Here is a 21,277-nt window from a genome sequence, read left to right as displayed (position 1 = left end):
TACCCCGGATGAGTGAAGTTCGCCGTGCGCCGCGAGGTCGTGGAAACCGCAAGACGAGCGCACCGCTCTTCGCGCAACTGCTGACCGCGGCGGTCGACACCGCCGGGGACTCGGCGGCCCTGTGCTACTCCCCCGCCCACGGCGAACGGCGCACCCTCACCTACACCGAGCTCGACGAGTACTCCTCGCGGCTGGCTAGGGAGCTGATCGCGCGCGGGCTCGGGCCCGGTGACGTCGTGGCGCTGGGGTTCACGCGCTCGATCGAATCGGTGGCCGCGATCTGGGCCGTCGCCAAGACCGGTGCGGCCTATGTGCCCGTCGATCCGGGCCTGCCCGCGGAGCGGATCGCCTACCTGCTGGCCGATTCCGGGGCGCGATTCGGGCTCACCCGCGCGGCGCACCGGACGATGCTCGGCGAGTCGGTGACGTGGCTGACGATCGATACCGCGCCCGATCGCGAACTCGTCGCGGCCCGGCCCGCGCACCCGGTGTCGTATCTGGATCGGGTGCGGGTGCTCACCGATCAGCATCCGGCCTATGTCATCTACACCTCCGGGTCGACCGGCAGGCCCAAGGGTGTGGTGGTCACCCACACCGGTCTGGGCGCGCTGGTCACCGCCGCGCGGGAACGCTACGACGTGGGCCCGGGCGATCGGGTGCTGCACGTGTGCTCGCCGAACTTCGACGTCTCGGTCCTCGAACTGCTGGTGGCCTTCCAGGCCGGTGCGACGCTGGTGGTCTCGCCGCCGTCGGTGTTCGGCGGGCCCGAACTCGCGGCGCTGATACAGCGCGAGCGGGTCACCCACATGCTCATCACGCCCGCGGCGCTCGAGTCGGTGGATCCGCGGGGGCTGGACACGCTGCGGACCGTCGTCGTCGCCGGTGATGCGTTCGGGCCGACGCTGGTCGAGCGGTGGGCGGTCGGCGAGCGCGCCTTCTGCAACGGGTACGGCCCGACCGAGGCGACCGTGCTGGCCACCGGCAGCGCGCCGCTGCGGCCGGGCGAACCGGTCACCATCGGCGCCGCCTTCCCCGGCATCGGCGCGATGGTGCTGGACGCGCGGTTACGGCCGGTGCCGCCGGGGGTCGTCGGCGAGTTGTATCTGTCGGGTCCCGCGCTGGCGCAGAGCTATCTGGGCAGGCCGGGGCTGACGGCCGAGCGGTTCGTCGCCGCCCCGTTGGCCGCCGGGGCGCGCATGTACCGGACCGGTGATCTGGTGCGCCGCACCGGCGACGGCGAGCTGGAGTACCTGGGCCGCTCGGATTTCCAGGTGAAGATCCGCGGGTTCCGGGTCGAGCTCGGCGAGATCGACGCCGCCCTGACCGCCCACCCGGATCTCGACTACGCCGTCACCCTGGGGGTGACCGCCGATTCCGGCGCGACGGTGCTGGTGTCGTATGTGCTGGCCCGCGACGGTGTGCCGGTCGATACCGCGGCGGTGATCCGTTTCGCCGGCGCGGCGCTGCCCGGGCACATGGTGCCCACGCTGGTCGTGGTGCTCGACGAGCTCCCGTTGACGCCCAACGGCAAACTCGACCGCGCCGCGCTGCCCGCACCGGTGTTCGGCACCGCCGGATCGCGCGCCCCGCACGGGCCGGTGGAGACGCGCATCGCCGAGCTGTTCACGCAGATCCTGGGTGTGCGCGAGATCGGCGCCGAGGACTCGTTCTTCACCGCGGGCGGCGACAGCATCCTGTCCATCCAGCTGGTGACCCGCGCGCGAGCCGCCGGGATCGCCTTCACCCCGCAGCAGGTCTTCGAGCATCGCACCGTCGCCGGGCTGGCGCGGGTGGCCGAGCTCGGCACCGAATCGGCACCGACGCTCACGGAGCTGCCCGGCGGTGGCGTCGGCGAGATCCCGCTGACCCCGGTGCTGGCCGGTGCCCTCGCCCACGATCGGCTCCCGGGCCGGTTCAGCCAGCAGATGGTGCTCGCCCTGCCCGCCGGCATCGATCGCGCCGGACTGGAAGCCGTGCTCACCGCGCTGATCGATCACCACGATCTGCTGCGCGCGAGCCTGCGCCGGGTCGACGGGCGGTGGCGGCTGCACGTCCCCGCGCCGGGCACCGTGGCGGTCGGCGAGCTGCTCGTCCACCACGAGGTCGCCGCGGGGACGGACGCGGCCGGGCTGGCGGCGTTCGCCGGTCAGGCCATGGATTCGGCGCTCGCGCAGCTGGATCCGCGCTCGTCGCGGATGATCGCCTTCGGGTGGCTCTCGCGGCCCGACGGGCCGGGCGCGCTGGTCGTGGCGGCGCATCACGCGGTGATCGACGGCGTGTCCTGGCGCATCCTGCTGCCGGATCTGGTGGCGGCGTGGGCGCAGTACCGCGCGGGCGGGCCGATCGTGCTGCCGCCGGTGGGTACCTCGTTCCGCCGGTGGGCCCACGGGCTGGCCGACGCGGCGGCGGGGCGCCGGCCCGAACTCGACCACTGGCGCCGCACCCTGGCGGTCCCGGACCCGCTGCTGGGTGCCCGGCCGCTCGACCCCGCCGTCGACACGGCCGCGTCGGTGCGGACCTTCCACGTCGAGGTACCCGCCGACATCACCCACGCCCTGCTCACCGACCTGCCCGCCCGCTACCGGGCCGGTGCCGAGGACGGTCTGCTCGCCGCGCTGGCCCTGGCCACCCGCACCTGGCGGGCCCGCCGCGGCATCGACGCCGCCCCCACCCGGGTGCGGCTGGAAGGCCACGGGCGCGAGGAATCCGCGGTTCCCGGTGCCGATCTCACGCGCACGATCGGCTGGTTCACCAGCATGTACCCGGTCGCGCTCGATTTGGCCGGGATCGACACCGACGCCGCCTGGGACGGCGCGGCGGCCACGGCGGCGGTGGTCAAGGCGGTCAAGGAACAACTGCTGGCGGTGCCGCACAAGGGCATCGGCTTCGGCATGCTCCGGCACCTCGACACCGGCCGCGCCGGGGAGCTCGACGGCGCGCTGGGCCAGATCGGCTTCAACTATCTCGGCCGGATCTCCGCCGGTGACGTACCGGACGCGTACACCGATCACAGCTGGCTGCCGACGACCGGCTGGGGCGAACCGCCCGCCGGCCAGGACCCCGCGCTGCCCGCCGCCGCCGTGATCGACATCAACGCCCTGGCCACCGGCCCCGCGACCGACCTGCGGCTGCGCGCCTCGTTCTCCTACGCGAGCGGAATCCTCGACGAGGCGGCGGTGCGGGAGCTGGCGGAGTGCTGGACGGCCGCGCTGACGGTTCTCGCCGATCACCTCCACCATCCCGCGGCGGGCGGGCTGACCCCCGCCGACGTGCCGCTCGTGTCTGTCGGCCAGGCCGAACTCGACGTCTGGCACGCCGACCGGCCCGGCCTGGTCGACGTCGTGCCGCCTGCCCCGTTGCAGCTCGGTCTGCTGTTCCTGGCCCAGATGTCCACGGCGGACCCGTATCTCGTCCAGCTGGCCGTGGAACTGGCCGGTGTGGTGGACACCGAACGGCTCCGCCGCGCCGCGCAGACGGTCCTCGACCGGCATGCGATCCTGCGCACCGCCTTCGGCACCAGCGCGGCGGGCACCCCGGTCGGTTTCGTGATCGACGGGGTGAGCGTGCCGTGGCGGGTCACCGAGACCACCGCGACCGAGCCCGTCGACCTGCTGGCCGCCGAGGCGCGGATCGGCTTCGATCTGTCGACCGCGCCCCTGCTGCGCTTCACCGTCTACCGCACGCCCGCCGGTGCCACGCATCTGCTGCTGACCGCGCACCACCTGCTCCTCGACGGCTGGTCGATGCCGTTGCTCGTGCGCGAACTGCTCGTCTGCTACGCCGCCGACGGCACCCCGGCCCTGCTCCCGCCGGTCCGGCCGTACCGCGACTACCTCGTCTGGCTCGCGCGCCAGGACCGCGAGGCCGCCCTGCGGGCCTGGGCGGATGCGCTGGCCGGGCACATCCCGACGCTGCTGGCCCCCGTCCTCGCCGCGCCCGCGGATCGGTCGGCCGGGTACGGCACCAGCACGGTCGAACTGTCGGCCGCCGAGGCCGAGGTGCTCGCCGCGTGCGCTGCCGCCCACGAGGTCACGGTCAACACGCTGTTCCAGACGGCGTGGGGTCTGGTGCTGGCGAGTGCGGTAGGCCGCGCGGACGTGGTGTTCGGCGCGGTCGTCTCGGGCCGTCCGCCCCAGCTCGACGGTGTCGACGCCATGGTGGGCCTGTTCGCCGACACCGTTCCGGTGCGGGTCACCGCGCACCCGGCCCTGTCGCTGCGGGCGCTGCTGGCCCGGGTGCAGGCCGCGCAGGTCGCCGTCCTCGACGGACATCACCTGGGGCTCACCGACATCCAGCGCGCCGCCGGTGCGGGCGAACTGTTCGACACGCTGCTGGCCTACGAGTCCTACCCCGTCGACACCGAGGGCCTGCGGGCCGCGCACGGCGCCCTCGACGGTCTCGAGATCGCCGGTGTCACCGCGGCCAATGCCACCCACTACCCGGTGGCTGTCGGTGTGGAGGTGGGCGACGGTATCCGCATCGGTCTCCAATACCGCCGCGACACCGTCGATTCCGCGATCGCCGACGCGCTGACGCAGCGACTCCGGACCGTCCTCGACGCCCTCACCCGGACCCCGGAACACACCACCGCCGCGCTGCTCGACACCCTGTCCCGTGGTGACGATCCCCTGGCCCGGATCACCCACTGGCGCAAGGTCCTCACCGACCTGCCCGACGACCTCGCTCTGCCCACCGATCGCCCGCGTCCGCGTACCCCGGTGACCACCGACGAACACGTCGCTGTCGATATCCCCGCCGATCTCGAGCACCACATCCGGCGGCTCGCCGAGGACACCGGCACCACCGTGCCCACGGTCGCCCACGTCGCCTTCGCCGCGCTGCTGGCGCGCCTCTCGGGTTCCGAGGACATCGCGATCGCCACACCGTCCCCCGAGAACGGGCAGACCCTGGTCCTGCGACTCGGTGTCCCCGGTGCGCGCCGCGTCGAGGACCTGCTCGGCGATGCCGCCGATGTCATCCACCAGGCCCGCACCCACCAGCATCTCTCGGCCATGGAATCGGCGGCCCTGCGTGGTCCGGATTCGCCGGCGCCGGTCATCCACGCACTGCTGCTGACCGATCCTCCCTGCGCCGCAAGCACACCCCCACACGCCAGCGGCCCCCTCGTTCCGGCGGACACGACCGCCGCGGGCAGACCCAGTGCGGCACCGACCAGTTCCCTCCAGGCCGAGCGCCCGGCACCAGTGGTCGACGCGGCACACTGCGCACTGGCCCTGACCGTACGGACGACCTCGACCGGCGAGATGTCCGCCGAACTGTCCTACGCCGCTGCCCTGTTCGACAGCTCCACGGCGACGACATTCGCGCAACGCCTCCTACGCCTGCTCGCGGCGATGACCGACCACCCGCGAACAGCGGTCGGCGACCTCCCGATCCTCGACGCGCCCGAAGCGGCGGCACTCACCGCTCGCACCCCGGACTCCGGCACCACCCCGGCACTGCTCCCCGACCTGCTGACCCAGGGTGTGTCCTTCGGCGCGGACCGGATCGCCATCCGCTACCAGGGCACCTCGATCACCTACGGCGAACTCGACACGCGCAGTACACAATTGGCCCGCGAACTCATCGTGCACGGGGTCGGTCCCGAAGTGCCGGTCGCCGTCGCCCTGCCCCGCTCCGCCGACCTGGTGACCGCCGCGCTGGCCATCGCCAAGGCCGGTGGCGTCTACGTACCGGTCGACCCGAACTATCCCGCCCAGCGGCTCCAGCACCTGATCACCGATTCCGGTGCGGCCCTCGGCATCACCACCACCGCGTACCGTCCGGCAGGCGAGATCACCTGGCTGGTCCTCGATGATCCCGCCGTCACGCGGGCCTGTGCCGCCCACCCGGGCACCCCGGTCACCGATGCCGACCGGGGTGCGCCGCTGCGCGCACAGCACCCGGCCTACGTCATCTACACCTCTGGGTCCACCGGTCTGCCCAAGGGCGTCACCGTCACCCACACGGGGCTGAGCAGCCTGCTCGCCGAGGCGATCCGGCGCTACGACCTCACCGCCGAGCACCGTTTCCTGCACATCTGCTCACCCAGTTTCGACCCGTCGGTCCTGGAATGGCTGTGCGCCTTCGGCACCGGCGCGACGCTGGTGATCGTGCCCGCCGAGATCGCCGGTGGCGTCGAACTCGCCGAGATCATGGCCGCCGAAGCCGTCACCCACGCGATCATCACCCCCGCCGTTCTCGGCACCCTGGACCCGGCGGGCCCGGCTGCCCTGGCCGTGGTCTCGGTCGGCGGTGACGTGACCACTCCCGAACTGCTCGCGGCCTGGCAGCCGGGCCGCCGCTATCTCAACGGCTACGGGCCGACCGAGACGACCATCATCTCCGCCTACGCCGAACTCACCGCCGGACAGCCCATCACCATCGGCGCACCGGTGCGCGACACCCACGCGCTGATCCTCGACGCCCGGCTGCACCCGGTGCCGCCCGGGGTCACCGGCGAGCTGTACCTGGCCGGTCCCGGACTGGCCCGCGGCTACCACGGACAGCCGGGCACGACCGCGGCGCGTTTCGTCGCCGATCCCTTCGGCCCGCCCGGCACCCGCCTGTACCGCACCGGCGATCTGGTGCGGTCGCGCCGCGACGGCGAGCTCGACTATCTCGGCCGTGCCGACACCCAGCTCAAGGTCCGCGGGTTCCGCATCGAACCGGGCGAGGTCGACGCCGTGCTCACCGCGCATCCCGAAGTCGCGAGGGCGGTGACCGTCGGACGTTCGACCGCGACCGGTGCCACCACCCTGGTGACCTATGTCGTCGCGGCAGCGGATCGTTCACCCGACCCGGCCGAGCTCGCCGGCTACGCGGCCCGGCACCTGCCCGCGCACCTGGTGCCCTCGGCGATCGTCGCGCTCGACGCGCTGCCACTGACCACCAACGGCAAACTCGACCGGGCCGCCCTCCCGGAGCCCGCCGTCACGACCGCGCCCACCCGTGCGCCGCGCGGCGAGCGGGAGACACTGCTGGCGGCCCTGTTCGCCCAGGTCCTCGGCGTGGACACGGTCGGCGTGGACGATTCATTCTTCGCGCTCGGCGGCGACAGCATCCTGTCGATCCAGCTGGTCTCGCTCGCCCGCGCGGCGGGCCTGGTCTTCAGCACGCGCGCGGTGTTCGAGCACCGCACCGTCGCGGCACTGGCCGCGATCGCCACCGTCGACGGCCCGGCGGTCACCACGCTCGCCGAACTGCCCGGCGGCGGCGTCGGCGACCTCACGCTGACACCGATCCTGGCCGAGTTCCTCGACAGCGGAACCAGCGACCGGTTCGCCCAGACGATGACCCTCGCCCTGCCCCTCGGGATCGACCGGCCCGGCCTGCTCGCCACGCTCGACGCCGTCCTGCGCCACCACGACATGTTGCGTTCCCGCCTGCGCCACGACGGCCGGGACTGGCGTTTCGAGACACTCGGCCCGGACACCGTTACCGCGGACAGCCTGGTCACCGAACTCGACGCGGGCGCGGCCACCGGCGCGGAGCTGGCCCGCCTCGGCACGGCCGCCCTCGATGCGGCGCTGGCCACGCTCGATCCGGCGGCGGGCCGCATGTTCGCCTGCACCTGGGTCCGCCGCGACGGGGCCCGCGACGTGCTCGCCGTCGCCGCGCACCACTACGCCATCGACGGAGTGTCCTGGCGCATCCTGCTGCCCGACCTCGTCCTGGCCTGGGCCCAGCACAGCGCCGGACAGCCGATCGCGCTCGCACCGGTGGGCACCTCGTTCCGCCGGTGGGCGCACGGGCTGGCGGGCGTCGACCGGCGCGCCGAACTCGGCTACTGGCGCGAGGTGCTCGCCGCACCCGACCCGCTGCTGGGCGACCGCGCCCTCGACCCGGCACTGGACACCGAATCGAGCCTGGGTTCGGTCACCGTGCGGGTCCCGGTCGAGGTGACCGAAGCGGTACTCACCACGTTGCCGGCGCAGTACCGCGCCGGTGCCGACCACGCCCTGCTCGCCGCGCTGGCCCTGTCCGTGCGCGAGTGGCGGGCGCGCCGCGGTGTCGACGCCGACACCGTGCGCCTGCGGGTCGAGAGCCACGGCCGCGAGGAAGACCTGCTGCCCGGCGCCGATCTGACCCGCACCGTCGGCTGGTTCACCAGCGTCCACCCGCAACTGCTCGACCTGACCGCGCTCACCACGAACACCGGCGATGCCCTCGCGACCACGCTGCGCGCCGTCAAGGAGCAACTGCGCGCGGTGCCCGGCAACGGCATCGGCTTCGGCCTGCTGCGCCGTCTCGACCCGGCGGCCACCGACCTGCGTGCCGGTGACCTCGGCCAGATCGGCTTCAACTACCTGGGCCGCGCGAGCACCGCCGCCCACCCCACCGGCGACGAATCCTGGCTGCCGACCGCCGATCTCGGCGATCTCACGGTCACCTACGACCCCGCCCTGCCCGCGCACGCCGTCGTCGACATCACCGCGATCACCGTCGGCACCGACGCCGGACCGCGCCTGCAAGCCGAATTCCGCTATGCCACCGGCATTCTCGACGAGGATTCGGTCCGCGAGCTGGCCGACACGTGGACGCGCACCCTCGCCGCCCTCGCCGAGCACACCCGGCATCCGGCGGCCGGTGGTCTCACCCCGTCGGACGTCCCGCTGGTGCGGGTCACGCAGACCGACCTCGACGGCTGGCGCACCCGCACACCGGATCTGGTGGAGGTCCTACCGCTCTCGCCGTTGCAGCAGTCGCTGCTGGCACTGGGGGAACTGCTCGACGAGTCGGTGCACGCCTATGTCATCCAGCTGGTCGCCGATCTCACCGGCCCGCTCGACCTCGCCCGGTTGCGCCGCGCCGCCGACACCGTCCTGGCGCGGCACGCGAATCTGCGGTCGGCCTTCGTCACCGCGGCCGACGGGACACCGGTGCAACTGGTGGCGGGGCAGGTGCCCGCGCCGCTGCGCGTCGTCGACGGCATCGCCGCGGCCGAGCTGCCCGCGCTGCTCGCCGACGACCAACGGGCCGGCTTCGATCCGGAATGCGCGCCGCTGCTGCGGTTCACGGTGTACAGCACCGGTTCCGGCAGGCACCATCTGGTGCTGACCGGGCATCACATCCTGCTCGACGGCTGGTCGATGCCCCTGCTGATGAAGGAACTGCTGGTCCTCTACGCGACCGACGGCGACCCGGCGGCGCTGCCCGCCGTGCGACCCTATCGCGACTACCTGGCCTGGCTCACCCGCCAGGACCGGGCGCTGGCCGAGCGGGCCTGGGCCGAGGTCCTCGCCGGGGTGCGCCCCACCGTGCTCGCGCCCGCGCTCCCCCGGCCGCGAGCCGGCGACAGCGGTTTCGGCCTGTGCGAGTTCGCTCTCGACACCGAACACACCGCCGCGCTCACCGCCCTCGCCACCACCACCGAGGTCACCGCGAACACCGTGTTCCAGACCGCGTGGGGGCTGGTCGTGGCCGCGACCGGCGGCGACACCGACATCGTCTTCGGCGCGACCGTGTCGGGCCGCCCGCCCCACCTCGACGGGGTCGGCGAGATGATCGGCCTGTTCGTGGACGCGGTCCCGGTGCGGGTCCGCGTCGAGGGCACCGCGGGCGAACTGCTGCGCGCGGTCCAGGCCGAACAGGCCGCGCTGCTGGATCACCACCATCTCGGGCTCGGCGCGATCCAGCGGGTGGCCGGGCTCGGTGAACTCTTCGACACCATGCTGGCCTTCGAGTCCTTCCCCGTGGATGTCGAGGGACTCCAGCGGGCCGGGGGCGCACTCGGTGAGCTGCGCATCGACGACCTGCGCGGCGCCGACCACACCCACTACCCGATCACCGTGCTGGTGTTCCTCGGCGCGCGGACCCGGGTGCAGCTCAAGTACCGCCGCGATCTCGTCACCGAGGCCGCCGCCCAGGCGGTGACCGACCGCCTGCGCACCGCGCTGGACGCACTGGTCACCACCCCGGACCACGCCGCGGCCCGGATCGTCGAACGGCTCGCGTCGGACCCGGCCGATCCGCTGACCCGCGCCCGGTTCTGGCAGCAGACCCTGGCCGACCCGCCCGCCCGTCTCGCGCTGGCTCCGGCGGTCGCCGCGGCTTCACCGCCCGCGGGCACGGATCGCGTCCGGACCCGGGTCACCCTCCCGCCTGCCGTGCGCCGGGATCTGTGCCTGCTCACCGAGTCCACCGGTGTCACCTGGTCGGCGCTGACCCGCTCGGCGCTGGCGGTCGTGCTGGCCCGCCTGACCGGCTCCGACGACATCCTCGTCACCACCTCCACCCCGCACCTGGTGGTCGTCCGCACGGCGATCGACCTCGACGAGCCCTTCACCGACCTGCTGGCCCGGGCTCACCGCGCCGAGTCCGCCGCGCTCGCGCACGCGGGCCTGCCGCTCGGCGACCTGACCGCGCCGGCCGGTCCCGGCGCCGTCACGAACCAGGTGAGCCTGGACATCGAGGAGCCCGCGGTGGCGGGCGAGCTCGCCCTGGTGGCACCCGAGGCGAGCCCGTCTCTCGAACTGTCCTGCGCCGCCGAGCTTTTCGACGACACCGCCGCCGCATTGTTCGGCAGGCGCCTGCTCACCGTGCTCACCGCGCTCGCGCGCGACCCGCACACGCCCGTCGGCGATCTGCCGCTGACCACGCGTGCCGAACACACGACCCTGCTCGCCCTCGGCGATGTCGCGGCTCCCCGCCCCACCGGTACCCTGCCCGAACTCCTCGTGCGCGGCACCGGCTACGGCCAGCACCGGATCGCGGTGCGCGACAACGGCCGCACCCACACCTACGGCACCCTCGACGCGGACTCCGCCCGGCTCGCCCGGGTCCTCGCCGCCGAGGGTGTCGGACCGGAAACCGTGGTCGCCGTGGCGATCCCGCGCTCCTACGATTCGCTGCTGGCGTTCTGGGCGGTGGCCAAGGCGGGCGGGGTGTACGTCCCGGTCGATCCGAACTATCCCGCCGACCGGGTCCGGCACATGCTCGACGACTCCGGCGCCACCCTGGTCCTCACCGTGGGCGCCAGGGCGAGCGCCCTGCCGGCGACGGCACGCGCCCTCGTGCTCGACGACCCGGCCGTGCGGGCGCGCGTCGCGGCCGAGTCGGCGACCCGCGTGCGCGACCGGGACCGGCGGGCACCGCTGAGCCTCGGCCATGCCGCCTATGTCATCTACACCTCCGGCTCCACCGGAAAACCCAAGGGCGTCACCGTCACCCACGCCGGGCTCGGCGCCCTGGTCGCGCACTCCGCCGCCCTGATGGACCTGCGCCACGACCACCGGATGCTGCACGTCTGCTCGCCGAGCTTCGACCAGTCGATCGAGGAGATCACCACCGCCTTCCATCGCGGCGCCACCCTGGTCGTCGCCCCGGCCGACACCGTCGGCGGCGACGAACTCGCCGACCTGCTGCGCGCGGAACTGGTGACCCACACGATCATCACCCCCGCCCTGCTGAGCACACTGAACCCCGCGAATCTCCCGGATCTCGTCTGTGTCTCCGCGGGCGGCGAGGCGACCACCGGCGAGCTGCTGGCCGCCTGGCAGCCCGGCCGCCGCTTCCTCAACGGCTACGGGCCCACCGAGGCGACGATCGGCGCGAGCTACGCACCACTGGACGCCGGCGCGCGCGTCACCATCGGCAGGCCGGTACCCGGGGTGCGGGCGATCGTGCTGGACGGGCGGCTGCGTCCGGTGCCGGTGGGTGTGACAGGTGAGCTGTATCTGGCCGGGCCCGCCCTGGCCCGCGGTTATCGGGGGCGTCCCGGTGCCACGGCCGAGCGTTTCGTCGCCGATCCCTGGACGCCCGGCGAGCGGATGTACCGCACCGGTGACCTGGTGCGCTGGGTGCCCGGCAGCGGCGGCCACGACCTGGAATACCTGGGGCGCGGCGACTTCCAGATCAAGATCCGTGGTTTCCGGATCGAGCCCGGCGAGGTCGACGCGGTGCTGCTGCGGCATCCGCGCATCGGGTTCGCGCTGAGTGTCGGCGCCACGAACCCGGCCGGGCAGACCGTGCTCGTCTCGTATGTGACCGGCCGGGAGCTCGACCCCGCCGCGGTGATCCGGTGGTCGGCGGCATTGCTGCCCGCGCATCTGGTCCCGGCGGCGGTGGTCGTGCTGGACCGGGTGCCGCTGTCGGCGGCGGGCAAGGTCGACCGGAGTGCGCTGCCCGCGCCGGTGTTCACCGCCCGCCCCTTCCGGGAGCCCGCGGCGGGCACCGAACGGCTGGTGGCCGAGGTCTTCGCCGAGCTGCTCGGCGTCGACCGGGTCGGTGCCGACGACGACTTCTTCGAACGCGGCGGCAACTCCCTGCTGGCCACCCGGGTAACCGCGCGGCTCGGTGCCGCCGTGGACCTGCGGATTCCGGTGCGGGTGCTCTTCGGCGCGCCGACCGTGGCCGCCTGCGCCCGCGAGATCACCCGGTTGACCAGGCAGGACCGCCGCCCCGCACTGAGGGCCAAGGCGCGGCCCGACCGGCTGCCGCTCTCGCCCGCGCAGCAGCGCATGTGGTTCCTCAACCGCTTCGACACCGGCACCGCCGCCTACAACATCCCGGTGGTGCTGCGGCTGTCCGGCGCGCTCGACACCGCGGCCATGCGGCTGGCCTTCGCCGATGTGGTGGCCCGGCACGAGATCCTGCGCACGGTGTATCCGGCCGTCGAGCACACGCCGACCCAGGTCGTGCTGCCCGTCGGCCATCCCGAGGTGCCCGGGCTCACCGTCGACGACACCACCGTCGACGTGAACGGTGCTGTCGCCCAGTTGATCTCGACCACCTTCGACGTGACGGCCGAGGTGCCGCTGCGGGCCGTCCTCTTCACCGCGGCACCCACCGAGTTCGTGCTCGCCCTGACGGTGCACCACATCGCCGCCGACGGGTTCTCCGGTGGACCGCTCACCCGCGACCTGGTGGCCGCCTACACCGCACGGGTCCGCGGCAATCCGCCCGCCTGGGCACCGTTGGCACTGCAATACGCCGACTACGCCCTCTGGCAGCAGGCGCTGCTGGGCGTCGACTCCGATCCGGACTCGCTCGGCGCCACCCAGATCGCGTACTGGCGCGAGGCACTGGCCGGGCTGCCCGATCAGCTGGAACTCCCCCGCGACCGGCCCCGCCCGGCGGTGCAGTCGTACGCGGGCGGCCGCGAACCGTTCACCCTCGACACCGCCACCCACGCCGCCCTGGCCGAACTGTCGCACGCGCACGGCGCGACCCTGTTCATGACCGTGCACACCGCGCTCGCGGTCGTGCTCGCCGGGCTGTCGGGCACCACCGACATCGCCCTGGGCACCCCGGTCGCGGGCCGCGGCGACGCGGTGCTCGACGATCTCATCGGCATGTTCGTCAATACCGTGGTCTTCCGCACCCGGGTCGACGGCACGGCGAGTTTCGCCGAACAGCTCGTCCGCCAGCGCGACGAGGACCTGCGGGCCTTCGCCCACGCCGACGTGCCGTTCGAGCGGCTCGTGGAGGTCCTCGACCCGGCCCGCTCCACCGCACGGCATCCGCTGTTCCAGGTGGGCCTGTCGTTCCAGAACCTCGCCGAGGTGCGCATGGAACTGCCCGGTGTCACCGTGGAATCGGTGGAACCGGACCGCGCGCTGTCGCAGTTCGACCTGCATCTGATCCTCGCCGACCGCTACACCGCCGACGGCGCACCGGCCGGGATCACCGGCTACTGCACCTACGCCACCGACCTGTTCGACCCGGCGACGGTGCGCGGGTTCCTGGACCGGCTCACCCGCTTCGTCACCGCGGTCCTCACCGAGCCCGGCGCACCGCTGCACACCGTCGACCTGCTCGCCCCGGCCGAACGGTCGACGATCCTGGACAGCTGGAATCGCACGGCGCGCCGGCGGGATACGGCGGCCACCCTGCCGTCGCTGCTGGCCGCCACGGTCGCGGCGGCTCCCGGCGCGAAGGCGCTGGTCACCGACTCGGTGACCTGGACTTACGCCGAGCTGGACGCGCGAGTCAACCGGCTGGCCCGGTACCTGGTGGCCGCGGGCGTAGGCCCGGAGACCCGGGTGGCCCTGGCCATGCGGCGCTCACCCGAGCTGGTGGTGGCCATGTACGCGGTCGCGGCCGCCGGCGCGGCCTATGTGCCGATCGACCCCGACCAGCCCGCCGTGCGCACCCGCTACATCCTCGACACCGCCGAGCCCGCGCTCGTCCTCACCGACGCCGCCACCGGATTCACGGCACCGACGGCGCGGATCGTGGTCGTCGACCGGCTCGATCTCTCGGCCTACCGCGACACCCCGCTCGACGACCACGACCGCAACGCCCCGCTGCGCCCGGGCAACACCGCCTATGTCATCTTCACCTCCGGATCGACCGGCCGCCCGAAGGGTGTGGCGGTGTCGCACGCCGCCATCGTCGATCAATTGCGCTGGAAGACAGCGGAATTCGGGCTCACCCGCCGTGACGCGGTCCTGCTGAAGACGGCGGCGACCTTCGACCTGTCGGTCTGGGAGTTCTGGTCGGCGGCGGTCTGCGGCGGGCGCCTGGTGCTGGCCGCGCCCGGCGGGCACCGCGACCCCGCCTATCTGGCCGACCTCACCGAACGCACCGGCGTCACCACCTTGCACGCGGTGCCCTCGATGCTCGACGCCCTGCTCACCGTGCGGATACCCGGCACCCTGCGCCGGATTCTCGCCATCGGCGAGGCCCTGCCCGCGGACCTGGCCCGTCGGGTCGCGGCGGCCGCGCCGCAGGTGGCGCTGTTCAATCTCTACGGGCCGACCGAGGCCGCGGTCTCGATCACCAGTCACCGGGTCACCGCCGCCGACACCGTGAGCGTGCCCATCGGCACGCCGGTCTGGAACAGCCGCGTCTACGTCCTGGACCGGTGGTTGCGCCCGGTACCCGTCGGTGTCCCGGGCGAGCTGTATCTGGCCGGAAGCCAGCTGGCCACCGGCTATCTGGGCCGCCCCGACCTCACCGCCGAACGGTTCGTCGCCGATCCATTCACTCCCGGCGGCCGTCTGTACCGCACCGGCGACCTGGCGGTCTGGACGGCCACGGGCGAGCTGGAATACCGGGGCCGCACCGACTTCCAGCTCAAGGTTCGGGGCTTCCGGATCGAGACCGGCGAGATCGACGCGGTGCTGACCGGACGGCCCGAGATCGCCGCCGCGGTGACCGTCGGACGGGAGAACCAGTCGGGCGCGACCGTGCTGGTGTCGTATGTCGTTGCCGCACAGGGACATCGGGTCGCGGCGGACGAGGTCGTCGCGGCCGCGGGCCGTGCCCTGCCCGCGCACATGGTGCCCGCCACCGTCGTGGTGCTCGACAGCCTCCCGCTGACCCCGCACGGCAAACTCGACCGCGCCGCCCTGCCCGCCCCCGACCTCGCCGCCCGCACCTATCGCGCACCCGGCTCGGCCGTCGAGCGGACGGTGTGCGAGGTCTTCGCCGAGGTCCTGCGCGTGGACCGGGTCGGCCTGGACGATCACTTCTTCGAACTCGGCGGCACCTCGCTCAGCGCCACCCGGCTGGCCGCCCAGCTCGGCACGGAGATGGCCGCCACCATCCCGGTCACCTGGATCTTCAGCGCGCCGACGCCCGCGGGTCTGCTCGCCGCCCTGCGCGCGGCGGGCGCCGACAGCGCGGGCACCGACGCGGCCTTCGAGGTCCTGCTCCCGCTGCGCACGACCGGCAGCCGGGAACCGCTGTTCTGCGTGCATCCGATCAGCGGTGTCGCCTGGTCCTTCGGCGGCCTGGCCGCCCACCTCGACCCCGACCGCCCGCTCTACGGATTGCAGTCCCCGGTGCTGAGTTCGGCCGAGCCGCTGCCGGATTCGATCGAGGAGTGGGCGCGCCTCTACGTCAAGCACCTGCGCGCGGTGCAGGCCGAGGGGCCGTATCACCTGCTGGGCTGGTCGCTGGGCGGGGTGCTCGCGCACGCCATGGCGGTGCAGTTGCAGGCCGAAGGCGAACAGGTCGCCCTGCTTGCCATGCTCGACAGCACGCTCACCTGCGCCGCACCCGCGCGCACCGGCGCCGCGAGCACCGCCGATCTGCTCGGCGGATTCGCCGGGGACATCGGCGATCTCGACGCGGCGGGCGATGTCAGCGAGCTGGCCCGGGCCCTGTCCGAGAGCACCACCCCGCTCGCGGGTCTCGGCCAGGAGCGCGTCGAACGTGTCCTCACCGCCGCGCTCGACGCGATCCCCCTCGACGCCGCCTACCGCCCCCGCCCCTTCGACGGCGACATCACCTTCTTCACCGCCACCGACGACGATCCCACCGGCACCATCGCCGCCGGGTCCTGGCGCACCGCCGTCACCGGCACCGTGCACAACCACGCCGTCCCCACCACACACTGGCGGATGACGGACCCGGCCGCGCTGGCGCGGATCGCCGCGGTCCTGCGGGAGGGCTGATCAGCCCCAGGTGGCCTGGTCGGGGACGCTGGAATCGAAGACGACATAGAAGAAGTGGCCCGGCGTGAGCTCGTTCATGTCGTGCCAGCGGCCCCACGGGTCGCGCTGGTAGTAGTTCTCCATGCCGGTCCCGTCGTCGTAGCAGACGATGCCGCCGGTACCGAAGGGGCTCCAGTAGACGTCGGTACCGGGGCGCGGGGCCTCCAGTGGGGTGCGGAACAGGTGGCCGCACGGCGTGATGACCGGGTCGTAGTAGCTGGGTTGGGCGGCGGCCAGGGGTGCCAGGCCGGTGACGGCGGCGGCGGAGATCGCGGCGGCGGCGAGGCCGGCGCGGACGGGGGAACGCGACATTTCTGCTCCTCACTGGGCGGAAAACGGTTCGCTGGTGTGTCGGGACCGGGCCGGAGATCGTTACCCGGGCTCACCGTACCGCCGCGGCACCACGAGGGCCGGAAAGATCCGACCGTGGTCGGATCTGTGGCGCGCGCCACCGGGCTAGCGTGAGACGCGGCGGTTCCGGCGACGAGGGGGAAAAACGGTGGAGAGCAAGACGATCGCGCGGCAGTGCAGCCTGTGCGAGGCGCACTGCGGGATTCTGGTCACGGTCGAGGACACGCGGGTCACCCGTATCGAGGGCAACCCCGACGACGTCCTCTCGCGCGGCTACCTCTGTCCCAAGGCCACCGCGCTGGGCGCGCTGCACCACGACCCCGACCGGCTGCGCACCCCCGTGCGCCGGGTCGGTGACACCTTCGAACCGATCGGCTGGGACGAGGCGTTCCGCGAGATCGGGCAGCGGCTGCGGGCCGTGCGCGCGGCACACGGGCCCAGCGCCATCGGCATGTACATGGGCAATCCGGCCGCGCACAGTTCCTCGGTGCTGTACGGGGCCGCGCTGCGGGTCGCGCTGCTGACCAGGAATTTCTTCTCGGCCTCGTCGGTCGACCAGTTCCCGCAGGAGTTCGTGGCGTGGCGGATGTTCGGCGCCAATGTGCTCATGCCGGTGACCGATATCGACCGCACCCAGCGCCTGGTGGTGCTCGGCGCCAACCCGGCGGTGTCCAACGGGTCGATCACCACCATGCCGGGCGCCAAACAGCGCATCAAGGATGTCCGCAAGCGCGGCGGCACGGTCGTCGTGATCGATCCGCGGCGCACCGAGACCGCCCGGCTGGCCGACGAGCACGTGGCCGTGCGGCCCGGCGGTGACCTGTACCTGCTGCTGGGGATGCTGCACGTCCTCGTCGCCGAGGGGCTGTGCGACGAGCGGGCCGTGCGGGCCCAGTGCGCGGGCTGGGACGACATCACCGCCCTGGTCGCCGACACGACACCGGAACGGATGGCCCCGCACGCGGGCGTCGACGCCGAGACCATCCGCCGCCTGGCCCGCGACCACGCCGCGGCCCCGTCGGCGGTGCTCTACGCGCGGCTCGGGGTGTGCCTGCAGGTCACCGGCACACTCACGCACTGGCTGGTGAACACGATCAACGCCGTCACCGGCAATCTCGACCGCCCGGGCGGGCAGATGTTCGCCACCCCGCTCGTCGACGCCCTCCGGTTCGGCAAGTACCTGCCCATGGGGTACGGCGCCTGGACCGACCGGTCCGGCACCCACAAGTCCTTCCGCACCGAACTGCCCGCCACGGTCCTGGCCGACGAGATCCGCACCGAGGGCCCCGGACAGATCAAGGCGATGATCACCTACGCGGGCAACCCGGTGCTGTCGACACCGCAGGGCGGGCGGCTCGACGAGGCGCTGGCCTCGCTGGAGTTCTACGTCGCCGTCGACATGTACGTCACCGAGACGACCCGGCACGCCGACATCATCCTGCCCCCGGTGTCCGCGCTCGAACGCGAGGAACTCGACGTGGTGTTCCCGGTGTTCAGCGTCCGCAACAACGCCCGCTTCGACGCCAGGGTCTTCGAGCCGCCCGCCGACGGCCTCGAGGACTGGCAGATCCTCGCGCGGCTGATCACCGAACTGGTGCCGCTGCCCGCCCGCCGGTTCACCGGCCGCGCGCTCACCGGCGTGCTCGACCAGCTCAGCCCCCTGCGGCTGACCGCGGCCGCGGTGGCGGCTGGTCCGTACGGCATCCTGCGGCGCGGACGCGCGGGCTTGACCATCGACCGCATCCGCCGCGCGCCCGGCGGCATCGATCTGGGCCCGTTGCAGCCGCGGCTGCGCACGCTGATCGGCACCCGCGACCGTTTGGTCCAGCTGGCCCCGGAGGACTTCCTCACCGCCGCCCGCCAGGCGATCGACACCGTCGACGCCGCCACCGACGGCTACGACCTGCAACTCATCGGCCGCCGCCACCTGCGCAGCAACAACTCCTGGCTGCACAACATCGAATCCATGGTGAAGGGCCGCGACCGCTGCACGGTCCTGATACACCCCGACGACGCCGCCGCCCGCGGTATCGTCGACGGCGCGCCCGCGACCGTGGAGTCCGCGGCGGGCGCGATCGTGGTGCCGGTGGAGATCAGCGCCGACATCCGGCCCGGCGTGGTGGCGATCCCGCACGGCTGGGGGCATCGCGAACCCGGCGTCGGCTGGAATGTCGCGGCCGCGCACGGCGGCGCGAACGTCAATCTGCTGCACGACCCGGCGCGCACCGACGTGCTCAGCGGCGCGGCCGCGGTCAACAGCACCCGGGTGCGCGTGCACCCGGCGACGCCCGAATCCGGCGCCGCGGCAACGGTGTCCACCGCCGCCGCGGGCTGAATCCGGGCGCCGGGCCGCTCAGCGGAAGCGGATGTCGGCGGTGGCCAGACCGAAGATCTTGCGCCCGCCGGACTTGGCCACGATCAGGATGACCGCGCTGCGGTTCTCGGGATCGAGGGACTTCACCTTGCCGGTGAACTCGACGTCACCGCCCAGCTCGCGGTCGACGACGGTGTAGTTCGACAGCCGCACGCCGTAGCGGGTGACCGCGCCCGGGTCGCCCGACCAGGACGAGAGGAACCCGGCGCCCAGGCCCATGGTGAGCATGCCGTGGGCGATGATGTCGGGCAGCCCGGCCAGCCCGGCCACCCGCTCGTCCCAGTGGATCGGGTTGTTGTCGCCGGAGACACCGGCGTAGTTCACCAGATCGCCGCGGGTGAGCTTGGCGTCGCGCAGTGTCACCTCGGCGCCGACGGTGAGGTCGTCGAACGACAGTGTGGTGCCGGGGGTGCGGGTCGAACCGGCGGTGGACAGCCGCAGCTCACCCTCGGGACGGCGCGGCACCTCCCCACCGTCGTCGACGGGCTCGGCGGCGCGGCCGAACATGCTCACCCCGTGCACCATGATGTTCTCCACCGCGGTGGTGATCGCCGGGTCCACTTCCTCACCGGTGACGCCGACGACCGTGGTGTGCATGACGTGAACGGTCTCGCCGAGTTCGTCGGTGAAGGTGTTGGTGACCGTGATCAGGTCCTTGCCCGCGATGCGGCGCACCGAGGACAGTTCCACGTCGGTGATCAGCCGGTCCCCGGCGACGATCGGCTTGTGCTGCTCGAAGACCTGCTCGGTCTGCACGAAGGTGTCGTAACCGACGACGACGGTCTCGAACAGCTTCCGGTTGGCCGCCATCGCGGGGATGGAGACGAAGGTCAGCGGCGCGACCAGGCCCCGGTAGCCGAGCGCGGCGGCGGCGTCCTCGTCCCAGTGCGCCGGGTGGTAGTCCTGCACCGCCCTGGCGTACTCGCGGACCTTCTCCCGGCCCACTTCGTACGTGCCGTCCATCCGGTAGTAGTGCCCTACCTTCGACGTGATATCGGGTGCATCGACCACCGCATTCACCGTGAAACCAACCTTTGTTCGAGGAACGGACTCCGGCAGGATAGCGGCCCCGCGCGGACGGGGCCCAGATTGCCGGCACAACTCGTCGCCCGAAAACCTTCCCTTCTGATCTGGAATCAGTCATAATCTGGAATGTGTCCAGTAAGTCGGAATTCGAGCAGATGCTCCGCGCGGCATCGCTGCGCGTCACCGCACCGCGCCTGGCGGTCCTGTCCGCGGTGCATCACCAGCCCCATGCCGAAACCGACGTCATCATCGGCCGGGTCAGGGAATCCCTCGGCACGGTGAGCCAGCAGGCCGTCTACGACGTGCTGCGGGTTCTCACCGACGCGGGCCTGCTCCGGCGGATCCAGCCCATGGGCACCGTCGCCCGGTACGAGACCCGTGTCGGTGACAACCATCATCACCTGGTGTGCCGATCCTGTGGCGTGATCGTCGATATCGACTGTGCAGTCGGCGATGCGCCGTGTCTGACCGTGCCCGATGACCAGGGCTTCGTCATCGACGAGGCCGAGGTCATCTATTGGGGCCTGTGCCCCGATTGCTCGTCTTCACGATCACTTCCCTGAAAGGAATCACCGTGCCCGAGGAACACCCACCCATCGCGGAAGCCAACACGGAACCGGGTGAAAGTGGTTGCCCCGTAGCGTCGCATCGCCCCTTCGCCGCCGCCGACGCGCGCGGCAGCAATGCCGACTGGTGGCCCCATCAGCTCAATCTCTCGATCCTGCAGAAGAACCCGCCGGTGGCCAACCCGTTCGGCGCGGACTTCGACTACGCCGCCGAATTCGCCACCCTCGACCTGGCCGCGGTCAAGGCCGACATCGAACAGATCCTGACCACCTCGCAGCCCTGGTGGCCCGCCGACTTCGGCCACTACGGCCCCCTGTTCATCCGGATGGCCTGGCATTCGGCGGGCACCTACCGCGTGGGTGACGGTCGCGGCGGCGCGGGCGCGGGCCTGCAGCGTTTCGCCCCGCTCAACAGCTGGCCCGACAACGCCAGCCTGGACAAGGCCCGCAGGCTGCTGTGGCCGGTGAAGCAGAAGTACGGCCGCAAGCTGTCCTGGGCCGACCGTCGGCCATCGCCGCCGCAGGGCACTCGGCAGTCCTCGCCTATGTCTCGCCGTCGCGGCCCGGCGCGAACT

At 72.7% G+C, this 21,277-nt stretch carries 6 protein-coding genes; 4 read left to right on the top strand and 2 right to left on the bottom strand.

Annotated features, from left to right (window positions below; translation table 11 throughout):
* Nucleotides 1-8 precede the first annotated feature (8 nt).
* Nucleotides 9-16,346, top strand: coding sequence for an amino acid adenylation domain-containing protein (locus ACWEMY_RS20200; protein ID WP_452391254.1), 16,338 nt, complete (start codon nt 9-11; stop codon nt 16,344-16,346).
* Here ACWEMY_RS20200 and ACWEMY_RS20195 read toward each other — a convergent pair whose 3' ends face one another.
* Entirely contained in the window at nt 16,347-16,697 is a 351-nt protein-coding gene (locus ACWEMY_RS20195) for a hypothetical protein (RefSeq protein WP_452391253.1), read from the bottom strand. It abuts the gene before it with no gap.
* Between the two features lie 187 nt (nt 16,698-16,884).
* On the opposite strand from ACWEMY_RS20195, the gene ACWEMY_RS20190 reads away from it, so the two are divergent.
* Nucleotides 16,885-19,071: a molybdopterin-dependent oxidoreductase gene (locus ACWEMY_RS20190; protein ID WP_452391252.1), complete on the top strand. Its 2,187-nt coding sequence runs from the start codon at nt 16,885-16,887 to the stop codon at nt 19,069-19,071.
* Nucleotides 19,072-19,089: 18 nt separating this feature from the next.
* Here ACWEMY_RS20190 and ACWEMY_RS20185 read toward each other — a convergent pair whose 3' ends face one another.
* The gene (locus ACWEMY_RS20185; protein WP_375928035.1) at nt 19,090-20,073 is read right to left on the bottom strand and encodes a fused (3R)-hydroxyacyl-ACP dehydratase subunits HadA/HadB; all 984 of its coding nucleotides are present in this window, start codon (nt 20,071-20,073) and stop codon (nt 19,090-19,092) included.
* 191 nt (nt 20,074-20,264) lie between these two features.
* Between ACWEMY_RS20185 and ACWEMY_RS20180 the strand changes: the two genes are divergently transcribed.
* The gene (locus ACWEMY_RS20180) at nt 20,265-20,699 is read left to right on the top strand and encodes a Fur family transcriptional regulator (RefSeq protein WP_452391251.1); all 435 of its coding nucleotides are present in this window, start codon (nt 20,265-20,267) and stop codon (nt 20,697-20,699) included.
* Between the two features lie 11 nt (nt 20,700-20,710).
* On the top strand, nt 20,711-21,277 hold a 567-nt coding region (locus ACWEMY_RS20175), incomplete at its 3' end, for a peroxidase family protein (RefSeq protein WP_452391250.1).

It is taken from the genome of Nocardia sp. NPDC004415 (genome assembly GCF_053602435.1).
Note: the sequence above shows the minus strand (reverse complement) of the source record. Positions and strands in the feature narration are given on the sequence as shown.